The sequence below is a fragment of the Arthrobacter sp. Ld5 genome (assembly GCF_051172775.1).
Lineage (GTDB): Bacteria > Actinomycetota > Actinomycetes > Actinomycetales > Micrococcaceae > Arthrobacter_D.
In genome coordinates this window covers 211,857-226,972 of record NZ_JBPKBO010000003.1, presented here as the reverse complement: position 1 = coordinate 226,972, position 15,116 = coordinate 211,857, and the positions used below count along the sequence as shown (strand labels likewise).

Sequence of the window (15,116 nt, the reverse complement as noted above, 5' to 3'; positions counted from 1 at the left end):
TCAGTCCCTGGGCTCCCTGTTCCCGATGGCCGCCGCGTCGAGGATGCGGTACGCGTAGCCCTGCTCGGCCAGGAAGCGTTGGCGCTTCGCCGCGAAGTCCTGGTCGAGGGTGTCCCGCGCGACGACGGTGTAGAACCGCGCCGCCCGGCCGTCGGCCTTCGGGCGCAGCAGCCGGCCGAGGCGCTGGGCCTCCTCCTGGCGCGACCCGAACGACCCGGAGACCTGGATCGCGACGGACGCCTCCGGGAGGTCGATCGAGAAGTTGGCGACCTTCGACACCACGAGGACGGCGATCTCCCCGGACCGGAAGGCGTCGAAGAGCCGCTGCCGTTCCTTCACGGAGGTCTCGCCCTTGATGACGGGGGCGTCCAGGCGTGCCGCGAGGTCGTCGAGCTGGTCGATGTACTGGCCGATGACGAGCAGCTGCTCGCCGGGGTGCACCGCCACGAGCTTCTCCACGACCTCGGACTTGGTGTCGGAGGTCGCGCAGAGGCGGTACTTGTCGCCGTCGTCGGCCATGGCGTAGGCCACCCGCTCGTCCCGCGGCAGGTCGACGCGCACCTCCACGCAGTCCGCGGGGGCGATGTACCCCTGGGCCTCGATGTCCTTCCACGGGGCGTCGTAGCGCTTGGGCCCGATGAGCGAGAAGACCTCGCCCTCGCGCCCGTCCTCGCGGACGAGCGTCGCGGTGAGGCCGAGCCGGCGGCGGGCCTGCAGGTCCGCCGTCATCTTGAAGATGGGCGCCGGGAGGAGGTGGACCTCGTCGTACACGACCAGGCCCCAGTCGTTGGCGTCGAGCAGCTCGAGGTGCGGGTACAGGCCGCCGCGCCTGGTCGTGAGGACCTGGTAGGTCGCGATGGTGACGGGACGGACCTCCTTCACGGCGCCGGAGTACTCCCCGATCTCCTCCTCCGTCAGGGACGTCCGCCTGAGCAGCTCGTCCTTCCACTGCCGCGCGGACACCGTGTTGGTGACGAGGATCAGCGTGGTGGTCTGGCTCGTGGCCATCGCGGCGGCACCGACGAGGGTCTTGCCCGCGCCGCACGGCAGGACGACGACGCCGGAGCCGCCCGACCAGAAGTTCTCGACCGCGAGCCGCTGGTACGGGCGCAGGGTCCAGCCGTCCTCCTCGAGCACGATCGGGTGCGGTGTTCCGTCCACGTAGCCGGCGAAGTCCTCCGCCGGCCACCCCAGCTTCAGCAGGAGCTGCTTGAGCTGGCCGCGCTGGGACGAGTGCACGACGACGGTCTCGCCGTCGATCCTGGGTCCGAGGAGGGGCTGGATCTTCTTCGCGTGCAGGACCTCCTCGAGGTCGGGGTAGTCCGTGGTCCTCAGCACCAGCCCGTGCTGAGGATCCTTCTCGAGCCGGAGGCGCCCGTAGCGGGACATCGTGTCCTCGATGTCGATCAGGAGGGCGTGCGGCACGGGGAAGCGCGAATACGTCAGGAGGGTGTCGAGGACGCGCTCGGCGTCGAGCCCGGCAGCACGGGCGTTCCAGAGCCCCAGCGGTGTGAGCCGGTAGCTGTGCACGTGCTCGGGCGCACGCTCGAGCTCGGCGAACGCGGCGATCGCGTGCCGCGCCTCGGTGGCCTGTGCGTGATCCACCTCGAGCAGGATGGTCTTGTCGCTCTGGACGATCAGCGGCCCGTCAGCCATCGGAGGCGCTCCCTTCGAGGATCTCCACGTCCATGACGCGGTGTACGGACACGGTCTTCTCCACCTGGTTCTCGGGATCGAACACGCGCAGGCGCCCTCCCGACACCGAGAGGGGAACCAGGACCTGACGCACATGATTCCCCTCGCTGTCGGCGGTGCCGAGGCGGATCCGGCTGCGCGACCGGATGGCCGCCCGCAGCGCCTCCAGCCCGAGGAGCGTCTCGCTGTCGGCGGCACCCGCCGGATCGGTGGTCGGGCGGGGGGTGCGGAGGGCCGCCAGCTGCGCCGCGATCTCCTCCTCCGCCACCGACCACGGGTTGAGCCGGGACCGGAGGTGCGCCACCCTGACGGGCGGGGGCGGCGGGGACGTCGCACCGGGGGCGGATCCGACGGCGGTCACGGCATCCGACGCCGGGGTGAAACCGAGGTCCCGCAGGAGGCCGGTCAGTTCCTGGGCGGAGGCGGGGGAGACCAGCACGGTCGGCGCGACCTGCACGACGCCGAGCACCGCGGCCCGCGGGTCCGCCAGGACCGTGGCGGCGACGACGTCGTCGTCCGTGCGCAGGTAGCTGCCGGCCCGCCCGACGCGGAGGCCGCCGTAGCGGGACGCCGTGTCCTCGACGAGGTAGGTCAGGGCCTGCGGGATCTCCGTGGCGGCGTGCGTGCGGAGGAACCGGAGGATCGAGGGTGCGTCCTCCCCGGCGTCGAGGGCCGAGCGGATGGAGTCGGCGGAGAAGCGGTAGGTCGTGGCCGGTCCCTGCCCCTCGGGCGTGGACATGCGCAGGAGGCCGCGCGCGACGTCGGGCTCCAGGTACCCGGGGGCGACGGCGGTGAGGTCGGCCTGCAGCACCACGTGGGAGACGGCATCGGGCAGGGCCTCCCGCACCGTGAGGGCGGCGTCCTCGACGCGTCCCTGCGCCACGAGCCGACCGGCCCCGGTGAGCGCCCCGCCGCCCGTCAGGCCGAGTGCGGCGGCCTCCGTCATCATGCCCGGGATCAGCCGTGCGAAGCGCCGGTGCAGGCGGGGCTGGTGCCAGGTGGCGAGTCCGACGACGGCCTCCTCGGTCAGGACCGGGACGGCCCCGGTGCCCGCCGTCGCGTCGGCCTCCCCGGGTCCGTCCGACAGGTCCAGGGCGACGGCGAGGAGCCGCTGACGCACCATCGGCGCGTCCGGCCTGGAGGCCTCCGCCGCGAGGGCGTTGACGGAGGTGCCGTCCGGGAGCTTCGAGCCGACGAGGGCGGGAGCGCGGTCGACGGCGAGCCACCCCTCGACGAGCAGCTGCCACTGGGCGTCCCGGTCCAGGGCCTCCCAGGCGTCCGGCCGGGCGGCCTTCCACCGGGAGTCGTCCGGATCGAGGACGAGGAGCCCCACGGCGGCCGCGAGTTCGAGCAGCCAGGCGGCCTCGCCGTCGGTGCACTGCACGGCCTCGCGGACGCGCCGCAGTTCGCGCACGCCCACCCCGCCGGAGCGGAGGGTGGAGACCGGCGAACCGGCGACGACGGCGAGCAGTGACCCCATGCGGCGCAGCGTCTCGGCGATCGCACCGAAGGCCGCGTTGTCGCGCAGGAGCGCCCGCGTGGTGCGCGCGACGGCGACCGGCGGCTCCAGCTCGAGGGACGCGAAGACGGCGTGGCCACGGAGTGCCCGGCCCACGCCGCGGGGGAGTTCGACGTGGAGGGCGTCCAGCGGCGCCAGCAGGCAGAGGTCCAGGAGCCACTGCACGGCGGGCGTGGCTCCGCCGTCGCCCCCGGCCGCGGTCGAACCGACCGGGGTGTCGCAGAGGCGCCCGAGCAGCGCCCGTGCACCCTCGGGCGCGCCGGCCAGGATCCGGCCCCACGCGTCCGGGTCCGCGGTGACCGTCTCCAGCACCTGTGCCGCGGCGGCCGGCGTCGGCGCCCCGGTCCCGGAGCCCGGGGCGAGGACCTCGGCGGCGCGGACGAGCGCGGGACCGAACCGCGGGACGGACCGGGCGAGGGTCCGGAAGGAGCGGCCGAGACCCGCGGGGTAGGGGGCCACGGCGTCGGCCATCGCGCCCACGGGCAGGAAGCCCTCGCCCGCGGATCCCACCACGAGGGCGCGCCCGGCGAGGTCGGTGAGGATCGCCTCGACGGCGTCGGTACCGCTCTGCGACAGGGCGGCGGCGAGGTCGGCCGGCGGGACCGCGGCGTCGTCCTCCTCGGTGAGGACCACGAGGGCCTCGAGGACCTGGAGCTGGGGCCGTGTCACGTTGTCCAGGGCCCGCTGCAGGCTCATGCGCGAGGAGGCGCGGGCCGCGAGCGCGGCGAAGTCCGGCACCGGGGGAAGGATGAGATCGGGCCGGACGGTGAGGAGGCGGCGTACGTCGTCATCGCTCCGGAGGGCCAGCTGTTCGGCCAGTGCTCGGATTGCGGACATCACCCCAAGATTACCCGTCGGCGCCGACACGGGCCCGTGACCCGACGCGCCGTGACGCCCGCCCGCGGGGTGTGCGGTGCCCGCCGTGGGCGGTGCCTCAGGACTTCCGGCGCGAGGCGGCGGACCGGATGAGCAGCGAGACCATCAGGAGGAACGCGATCGGCAGGCAGAAGTAGCTGGCCAGCACGAAGCCGGGCCATACCGTGCCCTGCAGGAAGGCGGTGGCGAGGATGGCGGCCAGGGACACCAGGCCGATACCCGCGAAGACGACCGCGAGGACCATGATCAGGAGCCAGCCGCCCGGGAGTCGCCCGTCACCGGGCCCTGCTGCGACGCCGGGGTGGTCGGAGGCGGGGTTCGGGGCCGGTTCGTCAGGGGTCATAGCCGTCCCAGACTACAAGAACCCCGGGCGGGCACCCGCGACGCTATACCCTAGGACACACAGACTTCCCGGCGGCAGCAGCGCGCCCGGGTGCCAGGCGGCCTGCATGGACCGGGCCAGGGCCGCCGGTGACACCGCCCGGTACGGCCAAGAAGAGGTAGACGACGTGCCCATCGGCAAAGTGAAGTGGTTCGACGCGGACAAGGGATTCGGTTTCCTGGCCACGGACGACGGCAAGGAAGTGTTCCTGCACGCCTCGGCCCTGCCGGCCGGCGTGACCGAGGTCAAGGTGGGCACGAAGCTGGAGTTCGGCGTCGCCGACGGGCGTCGCGGCCCCCAGGCCCTCTCGGCGCGCATCCTCGAGCAGGCGCCGTCCGTGGCCAAGGCCACCCGGAAGAGCGCCGACGACATGGCCGTCATCACGGAGGACCTCATCAAACTGCTCGACGGCGTCTCCAACGGTCTCCGCAAGGGACGCTACCCGGAGAAGTCGCATGCGACGAAGGTCGCGGCGGTCCTCCGGGCGGTCGCCGACGACCTCGACGCGTAGGCTTCGACCATGACCCCGAGCAACCTGGACGCCGTCGACGGTGCACCCTCGACCGACACCGACGCGACGCCCGGCGGCGCCGAGACCGGCGCGACGGGCGTCGTCGAGGCCGCCCGCAAGCCGCGGGTGGCCCGCCGCATCCCGAAGACCGACTCCGTGCTCGAAGCCGCGGTGGAGCGCGCACGCCAGGGCGTGCTGGAGATCGCCCCGGAGGCCCAGGTGGGCCGCCACGTATCGGCCACGATCGACGGCGAGCGCCTGGTCACCCACCGGTTCGAGGCCTTCGTGCCCGGGTACGGCGGATGGCAGTGGTACGCGAGCGTGGCCCGCGTGGCACGGAGCAAGGACGTGACGGTGTGCGAGGTGGGGCTCCTGCCCTCCCCGGCCTCCCTGCTGGCGCCCGAGTGGCTGCCGTGGTCGGAGCGCGTGCGGCCCGAGGACTCGCCGCAGGATGACGCGGCGGCCCGGGAGGGCTCGTCGCCGTCGGACGCTGCCGGGGACGCCGCCGCCGGAGACGCGGCGGGGACCGACGGATCCGACGCCGCCGACGCGTCCGGGACTGCGGATGCGGGTGCCGGCGAGACACCGGCGACCGACGGGGACGAGCCGGAGCCCTCCGCCTCGGACCGCCCCGACGCCGAGTGATCCGGACGGGGTGCCGGAGCGGACGGGGAGGCGCATGAGCACCTTCCGGTCCCTCGGCATCCACAACTACCGGCTCTGGTTCGTCGGCGCCCTGATCTCCAACATCGGCACGTGGATGCAGCGGACCGCGCAGGACTGGCTGGTCTACGACATCCTGACGGAGCAGAACGCGTCGGCGCTCGGGATCGTCATGGCCCTGCAGCTGGGGCCCCAGCTCGTCATCGCCCCGTGGGCGGGCCTCATCGCGGACACCGTCGACCGGCGGAAGCTCCTCGTCACCACGCAGGTGGCGATGGCGGTGCTGGGCGTGGGCCTCGGGCTGATGGTCCTCCTGGACGTGGCGGTCCTCTGGCACGTCTACGCCTTCGCCCTGGCGCTCGGCGTCGTCTCCGCCTTCGACGCCCCCGCACGTCAGGTGTTCGTGTCCGACCTCGTACGCGACGACTACCTCCCGAACGCCGTGGCGCTCAACAGTGCGTCCTTCAACGGAGCCCGTCTCGTGGGCCCCGCCATCGCGGGGCTCCTCACCGCGGGCGTGGGACCCGGCTGGGTGTTCATGATCAACGCCCTGACGTTCGGTGCCATGGTCTACGTGCTGCTCGCGATGCGCAGCACCGAACTGAACGCGCACGCCCGCCCGGTACCGGGCAAGGGGCGCATCAGGGCGGGCTTCCGCTACGTGCGGCACCGGCCCGACCTCATGATGGTGATGCTCGCGATCTTCATCGTCGGCACATTCGGGCTGAACTTCGCCGTGTTCATCGCCGCCATGGCCCGCACCGAGTTCGGCCAGGGGGCGGGGGTCTTCGGGGTGCTGTCCTCGGTGATGGCCGTGGGCTCGGTCGCGGGCGCGCTGCTCTCCGCGCGGCGTGACAGACCGCGCCTGCGGTTCATCTTCGGTGCGGCGGCGGCATTCGGGATCTCGTGTGCACTGGCGGCGCTGGCGCCCACGCTGGAACTCTTCGGGGTGGCGCTCGTGCCGGTGGGGCTGTTCGCGCTCACGCTGATGACCAGCGCCAATGCCTACGTGCAGACCACCACGGAGCCCGCCATGCGCGGGCGCGTGATGGCCCTCTACTTCGCGATCTTCCTCGGCGGCACGCCGCTCGGCGCGCCCGTGGTGGGCTGGGTGTCCGACATGTTCGGTCCGCGGTGGAGCCTCGGGGTCGCGGCCGCGTCCGGGCTGGTGGCCGCCGGGGCCGGGATCTTCTGGGCCTGGCGCTACCACGACGTGCGGCTGCGCTACGACCGCTCGGCACCCCGGCGCCTGCGCCTCGACCACGCCGGCTCGCCCGACCCCGCCCCGTAGGGCGGGAGTGCCGGAACCCTACAGGAGGTGCTCGACCACGTGGTCGATGCACGCGATGAGGGCCGAGACGTCGTCGGGCTCGATCGCCACGAAGGTGGCCACACGGAGCTGGTTGCGCCCCAGCTTCCGGTACGGCTCGACGTCGACGATCCCGTTCGCGCGGAGGATGGCGGCGATGCGGGCGGCGTCCACGGCGTCGTCGAAGTCCACCGTCACGATCACGTTCGAGCGGTCCTCGGGGCGGGCCACGTACGGGTTCGCGACGGGGGAGGCCTCCGCCCAGCGGTACAGCCGACCCGCCGAGTCCGCCGTCCGGGCCGCGGCGAAGGGCAGGCCGCCCTGCGCGTTGAGCCACTGCACCTGCGCGTCCAGCGTCACGAGCGTGGACAGCGACGGCGTGTTGTAGGTCTGGTTGAGGCGCGAGTTGTCGACCGCGGTCTGCAGGTCGAGGAAGTCCGGGATCCACCGGTCGCCCGCGGCGATGCGCGCGGCGCGCTCCAGCGCCGCGGGGGAGAAGAGGCCGAGCCACAGGCCGCCGTCGGACGCGAAGTTCTTCTGCGGCGCGAAGTAGTAGACGTCCGCCTGGGAGACGTCGACGTCGAGCCCGCCCGCGGCCGAGGTGGCATCGACGACGACGAGCGCCCCGTCGTCGGCGCCCGGGACCCGCAGGACGGGTGCTGCCACGCCCGTGGAGGTCTCGTTCTGCGGCCAGGCGTAGACGTCGACGCCGGCCTCCGCCGTCGCGTCCGGCCGGGTGCCCGGCGCGCTCGTGAGCACGCTGGAGGCGTCGAGGAACGGCGCCTTGTTCGTGGCGGACGCGAACTTGGACCCGAACTCCCCGAAGGAGAGGTGCTGGGCCTTCCGGTCGACGAGCCCGAAGGTGGCGACGTCCCAGAATGCCGTCGATCCGCCGACACCCAGCACCACCTCGTACCCGTCGGGGGCCGAGAAGAACGTCCCGAGCCCTTCACGGATGCTGCCCACCAGGTTCCGCACCGGGGCCTGGCGGTGGGAGGTCCCGAGGAGGGACGAGCCGGCCGCGACGAGGGCGTCGACCTGACCGCTCCGGACCTTCGACGGACCCGCACCGAAGCGGCCGTCCGCGGGGAGGAGATGTGCGGGGATGCGGGGCGATTCGCTCATGGGTGCTCCAGCTCTGGGACGGCGGGGTGTAGACCTCATTCTGCCCCAGCGGCCGACGGCCCTCCATTTGTGAACGCCGTCCGTCGGGCATGCCCCGACCGCCCCGCCGCGACCGGTCCTCCGATTCCCGGGCCCGTGATGCCATGCGTTAACCTTGGGAGGCGTGGGGCGGAACCGGGCCGAAGGCCGCACCCCTCACCGGCGTGAGGCATTCGGCCGCGCACCCGCACCGCACCAAGGAGCTGAACCGCATGACGGACCTCATCGACACCACCGAGATGTACCTGCGGACCATCCTTGAGCTCGAGGAGGAGAACATCGTCGCGCTCCGTGCGCGCATCGCGGAGCGCCTGCGCCACTCCGGACCCACCGTCTCCCAGACCATCGGCCGGATGGAACGCGACGGCCTCGTGGTCGTCTCGGGGGACAGGCACCTGGAGCTCACGGAGATCGGTCGACGCCGTGCCACCGGCGTCATGAGGAAGCACCGCCTCGCGGAGCGCCTGCTGAGCGACGTGATCGGACTCGACTGGGCGTACGTGCACGACGAGGCGTGCCGCTGGGAGCACGTCATGAGCGAGCGGGTGGAGCGTCGGCTGTACGAGCTCCTCGGCAAGCCCACGGATTCCCCGTACGGCAACCCGATCCCGGGCCTGGCGGCCATCGGTGGCGTGGAGGCGGAGCAGTTCACCGACGGCGTGGTCACGCTGCTGTCCGCGATGGACACCTACACCCCCGGGAGCGCCGTCACGCTCGCCCGCCTCGCCGAACCCATCCAGGTGGACCCCGAACTGCTCACCCAGCTCGACGAGGGTGGATTGCGCCCGGGCGCGCGGCTCAGCCTCGAATCGGTGGGGGGCTACGTCTCGGTGCGCGTCCCGGGTGTCGAGGGCGCCCTCGAACTGCCCCCCGAGGTCGCCTCGCACGTCTTCGTGTCGCTCGAGGGCTGACCGTCAGGGGCCTTCGTCACCGGAAACATACCGTTTCGTGATCGGAACGTGACATATCTCCCATCGTCGTGTAGCTTTCAACTCGTGCCGGACTCGCTCTGGATCCAGCACCCTCCTGCAAATCGCCTAGCTCTGCCATTGCCGGAGGTTCGTCCGCACCATCGCATGGCAGAGGCGGGGGAACCAATTCTGGGTCTCTGAAAAGAGATCCTTGGGGTGAAGTCGCTGTCCCGACAGCGGCCGGGTGACTCCCATCCGAATCCGACAGCTCACCTCGCAGGCGTTGGGAGAGGCAATCCAACGTGTCCACCAGCTCTTCGCCGGGCCGCCACCGCGCGCCCCGGAACACCAGTCCGCTGACCGGTCTGTCCGCCGCCGTCGCATCCAATGCCGGATCCGTCGGCCGCCAGGCCGCAGTCGTCGTCGCCGCATCGGGGCTGGTCCTCGGCGCCGGCCTCCCGGCCCACGGGACCTCGGGCGCCGAGCGTGAGGTGCAGTCCTCCGCGGCCCTGACCATCGATCGCGTCGTCACCGCCGAGGTGACCGTGCCGGCCACCGCGACGGTCTCCTTCGCCCGCGTCGCCGTCGAGGTGAAGGCCGCCCCGCCGGCACCCAAGGCCACCCCGAAGGTCGTCGTGGCGCCCCCCGTGGTCCAAGCGCTCGTCGTCGAGGCGCCCGTCGTCGAGGCGCCTGTCGTCGAGGCGCCCGTCGTCGAGGCACCGGTCCTCCAGGAAGCTCCCGCCGTCGTTCCGCCGGCAGCCGTCCAGGCCCCGCCCGTCGTCGTGCCTGCCGCCCCGGTGGTCCAGGCCGCTCCGGCTCCGCTTCCCGCTCCGGTTTCCGCTCCCGCAGCCCCCGTCGTCGTGCCGGCCGCGGCTCCCGTCGCCCCGAAGCGCACCCCGGCTCCCGCTCCCGCGCCGTCCTCCGGCATCGCCGCCGGACTGGTCGGCTCCGCCTACTCGCAGATCGGCGTGGGCCAGGACTGCACCGCCATGGTCGAGAAGGCGCTGCGCTCGGTCGGCAAGTCCGTGGGCGATCTCGCTCCCGGGCAGTTCTACCAGTTCGGCGATGTCGTCGGATCCCCCGCCCCCGGCGACCTCGTGATCACCGGCGGCCACGTCGCGATCTACGTCGGCAACGGCCAGGTCATCAGTGGTGGCCTCAACGGCATGAACACCGGCCTGCACAACCTCTCAGACCTCCCCGGCGCCGGCTTCGTCCGCGTCCGCTAACTTCCACCTCCGGAGAAGAACCCCCATGTCATCACCGCTGTCCTTCCGTCCTGCCCCCGCCCGCCACCGCGACGACGCCCGCAACGCTGCCGCCTTCGCCGTCCTCGCACGCACCGTCTCCACCAATGCCGGAGGCATGGGCCGTCAGGCCGCCGTCTTCGCGGCCGCCTCCGGGCTCGTCCTGACCAGCGGGGTCGCCGCCAACGCCGCGGACCTCCAGCCCCAGCGCGAGGTCGGGGTCTCCACCGTCACCCTGACCTCCGCCCGGGCGGCCGTCGTCGCCGCGAACACGACCGAGGTGTCCTTCGCCATGACCCCGGTCAAGGTGAAGGCCAAGCCGGTCGTCGCCAAGAAGGCCCCCGTCGAGAAGGCGCCCGTCGTGGCAGCCCCGGCCGTCGAGGCCCCGGTCGTGGCCCCGGCCGTCGCGGCCCCCGTGGTCGAGGCCCCGGCGGCCGCCGTCGCCGCACCCGCCGTCGCCGCACCCGCCGTCGCCGCACCCGCCGTCGCCGCACCCGCCGTTGCCGCTCCGGCCCCCGCTCGCGTGGTGGCTGCCCCGATCGCGGCGCCGGCCGCGCCCGTGGCCCCGGCACCCGTCGCCCAGACCCGCACGGCGAAGGTCGTGCCGGCGTCGACGCCCGCTCCCGCACCCTCCTCCGGCGTGGCGGCGACGATCGCCGCCGCGGCCAAGGGCCAGCTCGGCGTCATGCAGGACTGCACGCGCCTGGCGAGCAACTCCCTCGCCGCAGCCGGGATCAACTTCCACGGCTGGCCGGCCGGCTACCTGTCCCTCGGCCGCACGGTCAGTGCCGGCGAAGCCATCCCCGGCGACCTGATCTACTACGCCGACGGCGGCATGGGGATGGCCCACATCGCTGTCTACATCGGTGGCGGCCAGGCCGTCCACGGCGGATTCAACGGCAACACCACGGTCATCGCCCCGGCCGAACTCGGCTCCGGCGGCGTCTACATCCGCGTGGGCGGCTGACCCGAACAGCACGGCACACGGGAGGACCGGCACGCGGTGCCGGTCCTCCCGTGTCCCGACCGGCGCGGGCGGCAGGACGAACGGTCCGCCGAACGTCCGCCCCGGCGTTACGCGGACGGCCGGGTGCGGCTTACCCTTGCAGTGTCAATCCGAAGCTCTTCTCCCGATCCCCGGGATGGCAACCGGTTGCGGGGAACAGGTCAGCAATGGGGCACGTCGCATGCGCACTCTCGTTCTGAATGCAGGTTATGAACCGCTCGCGGTCGTCACGTTCCGCCGGGCGCTGGTCCTCGTGCTCACGGGGAAGGCGAGCGTCGTGGCAGAGGACGACGACCCGGTGGTCGGTCCTGCGGACGTCTTCGGGAGGCCCTCGGTGATCCTGCTCAACAGATACGTGAAGGTGCCCTACCGCCAGGATGTCGCCGCGACGCGACGGGGCGTGCTGCGCCGGGACAACCACCTGTGCGCCTACTGCGGGAAGGCGGCGTCCACCATCGACCACGTGATGCCGAGGTCGCGCGGCGGCGGCGACACCTGGGAGAACCTCGTGGCCTGCTGCCTCCGATGCAACAACGCCAAGGGCAACAGGACGCTCGCCAGCCTGGGCTGGTCCCTGCGGGTGGTCCCGCGCCCGCCCCGCGGGCCCCAGTGGCAGATCCGCGAACTGGAGAGGCCCGCGCCGCAGTGGAGCGAGTTCCTCGCGGAGACCGCAGCATGAGGGCCGGCCGCCCGCCGTTCGACGCCGTGGTCCTCGCCGGAGGGCGGTCCTCCCGGCTCGGTGGCGTCCCGAAAGCCGGACTGGTCGTGGACGGCGTGACCCTGCTGGAGCGGACGTGCGCCGCCCTCGTCGATGCCCGGCAGTTGGTGGTCGTGGGCCCCGAGGCCGACGGGTGGCGCGCGCTGCCGGGTTCGCCGTCGTTCGTGCGGGAGGAGCCGGCGTTCGCCGGACCCGCGGCCGCCCTCGTCGCCGGGCTCCGTGCCGGGACGGGGCGCCGGGCGCCCTGGTGCGCCGTCATCGCCTGCGACATGCCGCGCGTGGCCGGGCTCGTCGACGTGCTGCTCGCCGAGGCCGCCGCCGACGGCGGGGCATCGCTCGTGGCCGTGGACGACGGCCGCGCCCAGCCGCTCGCGGCGCTCTACCGGAGCGACGACCTCGCGGCCGCGGTGGACGCGGTCCTCGCTGCCGGGACCGCCGACGACCTGTCGATCCGCAGCCTCCTTGCTAGTGTGATCACCAGACCTGTCCCGGTGGCACCGGGCACAACGCACGACGTCGACACCTGGGCTGATGCGAGGGTCCTGGGAGTCGACGTCCCCTAACACCTCCCGGAGGGCTCATGGACGATCGCCAGAAGCTGCTGCACGAATGGACCGGGCGGCTGCTCGCCGCCTTCGAGATCGACGGGACGGACGTGGACATCGACGCCGTCCTCGGCCTGGCGGGCAAGGCGGCCCACGGCGTGGTGCGCCCCGCCGCGCCCCTGACGACGTTCGTGGCGGGCTACGCCGCCGGTCTGGCCGTCGGCAGCGGCCAGGCTGACGAGGACGTGGCCATGCGTTCGGCGCTGGCCGTCGCCGATGCCCTCTGCGCGGAGGCCGCGGCGGAAGGCGGCGCCGCATGATCGAGGGCGGCGCAGCAACCAACGTCGACTGGGCGACGGCCCGCACGCTGGCCTACGGTGCCGGACGTCCCCTGCCGTTCCAGACGGTGCCGCTCGCCGACGCGCTCGGGCAGACCCTGGCGGAGCCGGTGCACGCCCTGCAGTCCATCCCGCACTACGCGTCGTCCGCGATGGACGGCTGGGCGGTCAACGGCGAACCGCCCTGGACGCTCGTGAGCCGCCCCGAACCGGAGGACCACCCGCGCGGCAGGCCGTCCCCGCACACCGATTCGGGGGAGATCTCGCTCGCGCCCGGCGAGGCGACCTTCATCCTGACCGGGGGCGTGGTGCCCCAGAACGCCGTCGGCATCCTCCGGACGGAACACGGTGCCGTCCGCGGAGCGACGCTCGACCGCAACGGGTCCGCCCGCCCCGACGAGCCCTCGCCCGGCGAGCACGTCCGGCCCGCCGGGGAGGAAGCGGACGAGGGGTCCCTGGCGATCCCCGTCGGGGTCGTCCTCAACCCGGCCCAGATAGCCCTCGCCGCGGTCTGCGGCCACGACACCCTCGCCGTCCTGCGGGCGCCGCGCGTGTCGCTGCTGATGACCGGCGACGAGGTGATCGAGCACGGCCTGCCGCACCCGGGCCAGGTGCGCGACACCTTCGGGCCCCAGTTGCCCGGCTTCGTCGCGATGCTGGGCGGCCACGTCGACGTCGCGGGCCGCGCGAAGGACGACCTCGACGACGTCGTCGCGGCCATCAGCGCGGAACCCACCGACGAGTTCTCCCTCGCCCGCGCCTCCGGCGACGTGCTCATCACGACCGGCGGGACCGGCAGCTCCATGGCCGACCACATCCGCCGGGCACTCGAGGAGGTCGGTGCCGAGATGATCATCGACGGCATCGCCATGCGGCCCGGGCACCCCACGCTGCTCGCCCGGCTGCCCGATGGGCGCTTCCTCGTGGGGCTCCCCGGCAACCCGCTGGCCGCGATGATGGCGACGATCACGGTCGCCGGCCCCCTGCTCGCGGGCCTGCGCGGTTCGTCCCTGGAGGAGCCCGCCCCGGTGGTGACGGCCGACGCCTTCGACCCCCTGCCGGGACGGAGCCGCCTCGTGCCCTACCGGACGGAATCCGGACGGGCCGTGCCGAGCGCACACCAGCGTTCCGGGATGCTCCGCGGGCTCGCCGCGGCCGACGGCGTGATGGTGGTCCCGGCGGAGGGCTGCCGGGCCGGCGACCCGGTCCCGGCCCTGTCGCTGCCGTGGGCGCCCGCCGGCCCACGCACGTAGCACTTCACCATCGAGAATTCCGTGTCGGAAACGGCACGCCAGGCAGGTACCCGGGGTCGAGAGAGCTCGGGGCCGGAGTAAGGAGAGCCGGATGAACCGGGTCACGCAGCGCCGCCGTATCACCAAGTTCCGGGTCGGTGCGCAGACGGGACGACGCGAGGACGTGCTCGCGGGGGAGGAGCCCCTGGAGATCCGGCTGGACGGACGGGCCTTCACCGTGACCATGCGCACGCCCGGCGACGACTTCGACCTCGTGGCGGGCTTCCTCGTCTCGGAGGGCGTGGTCTGGGAGCCGGGCCAGTTGCCGAGCCTGCGGTACTGCGCGGGCGTGGACGAGAACGGGCAGCAGACCTTCAACGTGGTGGAGGCCCAGCTCCGGCCCGGCGTCGAACTGCCGGACACGGCCATGGAGCGCCACGTCTACACCTCGAGCTCGTGCGGCATCTGCGGCACGGCGTCCATCGACGCGGTCCGGAAGTCGTCGCGCTTCGACCTGCGCACCGACGCGTCCCCGGTGGACCTCGGTGTCCTGGCCTCACTGCCGGACCGCCTGCGCGAGAGCCAGAAGCTGTTCGACCGCACCGGTGGGGTGCACGCCGCCGGGCTGTTCTCCGCCGAGGGGGAGCTCCTGTGCCTCCGGGAGGATGTGGGACGCCACAACGCCGTCGACAAGGTGGTGGGCTGGGCGCTGCGCGAGGGCATGCTACCGCTGCGCGGGACGATCCTGCAGGTCTCCGGGCGGGCCTCCTTCGAGCTCGTGCAGAAGGCGCAGCTCGCGGGCATCCCGGTCCTCGCGGCGGTGAGCGCTCCGTCGTCGCTGGCGGCGGACCTCGCGGACGACGCCGGGCTCACGCTCGTGGGCTTCAGCCGCGGCACGACGCTGAACTGCTACTCCCACCCGGACCGCATCGCGGCCTGACGGCGGGCGTCCCCTCCCTAGAATGGGAGGCGCACGGCACCGGAAATAGACCGGCTCCCG

The 15,116-nt window shown here is 73.1% G+C and carries 15 protein-coding genes and 1 riboswitch; of the genes, 11 read left to right on the top strand and 4 right to left on the bottom strand.

What is annotated here, in order from left to right:
* The 3 genes from ACSGDB_RS02340 to ACSGDB_RS02330 form a co-directional block, all read right to left on the bottom strand.
* A complete protein-coding gene (locus tag ACSGDB_RS02340; protein ID WP_434992541.1) occupies positions 1-1,656 on the bottom strand; it encodes a DNA repair helicase XPB in 1,656 nt (551 codons plus the stop codon).
* On the bottom strand, positions 1,649-4,051 hold the full coding sequence (locus ACSGDB_RS02335; protein ID WP_434992540.1) for a helicase-associated domain-containing protein: 2,403 nt from the start codon (positions 4,049-4,051) through the stop codon (positions 1,649-1,651). Before ACSGDB_RS02335 ends, ACSGDB_RS02340 begins: the two co-directional genes overlap by 8 nt.
* Positions 4,052-4,148: 97 nt before the next feature.
* On the bottom strand, positions 4,149-4,433 hold the full coding sequence (locus tag ACSGDB_RS02330) for a hypothetical protein (protein ID WP_434992539.1): 285 nt from the start codon (positions 4,431-4,433) through the stop codon (positions 4,149-4,151).
* A 166-nt stretch (positions 4,434-4,599) separates the two neighbouring features.
* Between ACSGDB_RS02330 and ACSGDB_RS02325 the strand changes: the two genes are divergently transcribed.
* From ACSGDB_RS02325 to ACSGDB_RS02315, 3 genes are read left to right on the top strand one after another with little or no spacing between them, the layout of a single operon-like run.
* Positions 4,600-4,983 carry a cold-shock protein gene (locus tag ACSGDB_RS02325; RefSeq protein WP_434992538.1) on the top strand — a complete coding sequence of 128 codons (384 nt, stop codon included), beginning with the start codon at positions 4,600-4,602 and terminating at the stop codon, positions 4,981-4,983.
* A gap of 9 nt (positions 4,984-4,992) precedes the next feature.
* Positions 4,993-5,628, top strand: a complete 636-nt coding sequence (locus ACSGDB_RS02320; protein WP_434992536.1) for a DUF3027 domain-containing protein — start codon at positions 4,993-4,995, stop codon at positions 5,626-5,628.
* Between the two features lie 34 nt (positions 5,629-5,662).
* On the top strand, positions 5,663-6,937 hold the full coding sequence (locus ACSGDB_RS02315; RefSeq protein WP_434992535.1) for an MFS transporter: 1,275 nt from the start codon (positions 5,663-5,665) through the stop codon (positions 6,935-6,937).
* Positions 6,938-6,955: 18 nt separating this feature from the next.
* Here the strand turns inward: ACSGDB_RS02315 and serC are convergent, their stop codons facing one another.
* Positions 6,956-8,080, bottom strand: a complete 1,125-nt coding sequence (gene serC, locus ACSGDB_RS02310) for a phosphoserine transaminase (RefSeq protein WP_434992534.1) — start codon at positions 8,078-8,080, stop codon at positions 6,956-6,958.
* Positions 8,081-8,331: 251 nt separating this feature from the next.
* Between serC and ACSGDB_RS02305 the strand changes: the two genes are divergently transcribed.
* From ACSGDB_RS02305 to fdhD, 8 genes are all read left to right on the top strand, one after another.
* Complete coding sequence (locus ACSGDB_RS02305) at positions 8,332-9,030, top strand: metal-dependent transcriptional regulator (protein ID WP_434992532.1); 699 nt, start codon at positions 8,332-8,334, stop codon at positions 9,028-9,030.
* 129 nt (positions 9,031-9,159) lie between these two features.
* Positions 9,160-9,327, top strand: a riboswitch (cyclic di-AMP (ydaO/yuaA leader).
* 5 nt (positions 9,328-9,332) lie between these two features.
* Positions 9,333-10,259, top strand: a complete 927-nt coding sequence (locus ACSGDB_RS02300) for an NlpC/P60 family protein (RefSeq protein ID WP_434992530.1) — start codon at positions 9,333-9,335, stop codon at positions 10,257-10,259.
* 25 nt (positions 10,260-10,284) lie between these two features.
* Positions 10,285-11,244 (top strand): NlpC/P60 family protein, encoded by a 960-nt coding sequence (locus ACSGDB_RS02295; protein ID WP_434992528.1) that lies wholly within the window; start codon positions 10,285-10,287, stop codon positions 11,242-11,244.
* Positions 11,245-11,464: 220 nt separating this feature from the next.
* Positions 11,465-11,962 carry an HNH endonuclease gene (locus ACSGDB_RS02290; protein ID WP_434992527.1) on the top strand — a complete coding sequence of 166 codons (498 nt, stop codon included), beginning with the start codon at positions 11,465-11,467 and terminating at the stop codon, positions 11,960-11,962.
* Complete coding sequence (gene mobA, locus ACSGDB_RS02285) at positions 11,959-12,564, top strand: molybdenum cofactor guanylyltransferase (RefSeq protein WP_434992526.1); 606 nt, start codon at positions 11,959-11,961, stop codon at positions 12,562-12,564. Before ACSGDB_RS02290 ends, mobA begins: the two co-directional genes overlap by 4 nt.
* A gap of 17 nt (positions 12,565-12,581) precedes the next feature.
* Positions 12,582-12,866, top strand: a complete 285-nt coding sequence (locus tag ACSGDB_RS02280) for a DUF6457 domain-containing protein (protein ID WP_434992523.1) — start codon at positions 12,582-12,584, stop codon at positions 12,864-12,866.
* Positions 12,863-14,137: a molybdopterin molybdotransferase MoeA gene (locus tag ACSGDB_RS02275; RefSeq protein WP_434992521.1), complete on the top strand. Its 1,275-nt coding sequence runs from the start codon at positions 12,863-12,865 to the stop codon at positions 14,135-14,137. Before ACSGDB_RS02280 ends, ACSGDB_RS02275 begins: the two co-directional genes overlap by 4 nt.
* Positions 14,138-14,228: 91 nt before the next feature.
* Complete coding sequence (fdhD, locus tag ACSGDB_RS02270; RefSeq protein ID WP_434992520.1) at positions 14,229-15,056, top strand: formate dehydrogenase accessory sulfurtransferase FdhD; 828 nt, start codon at positions 14,229-14,231, stop codon at positions 15,054-15,056.
* Positions 15,057-15,116: the final 60 nt, after the last annotated feature.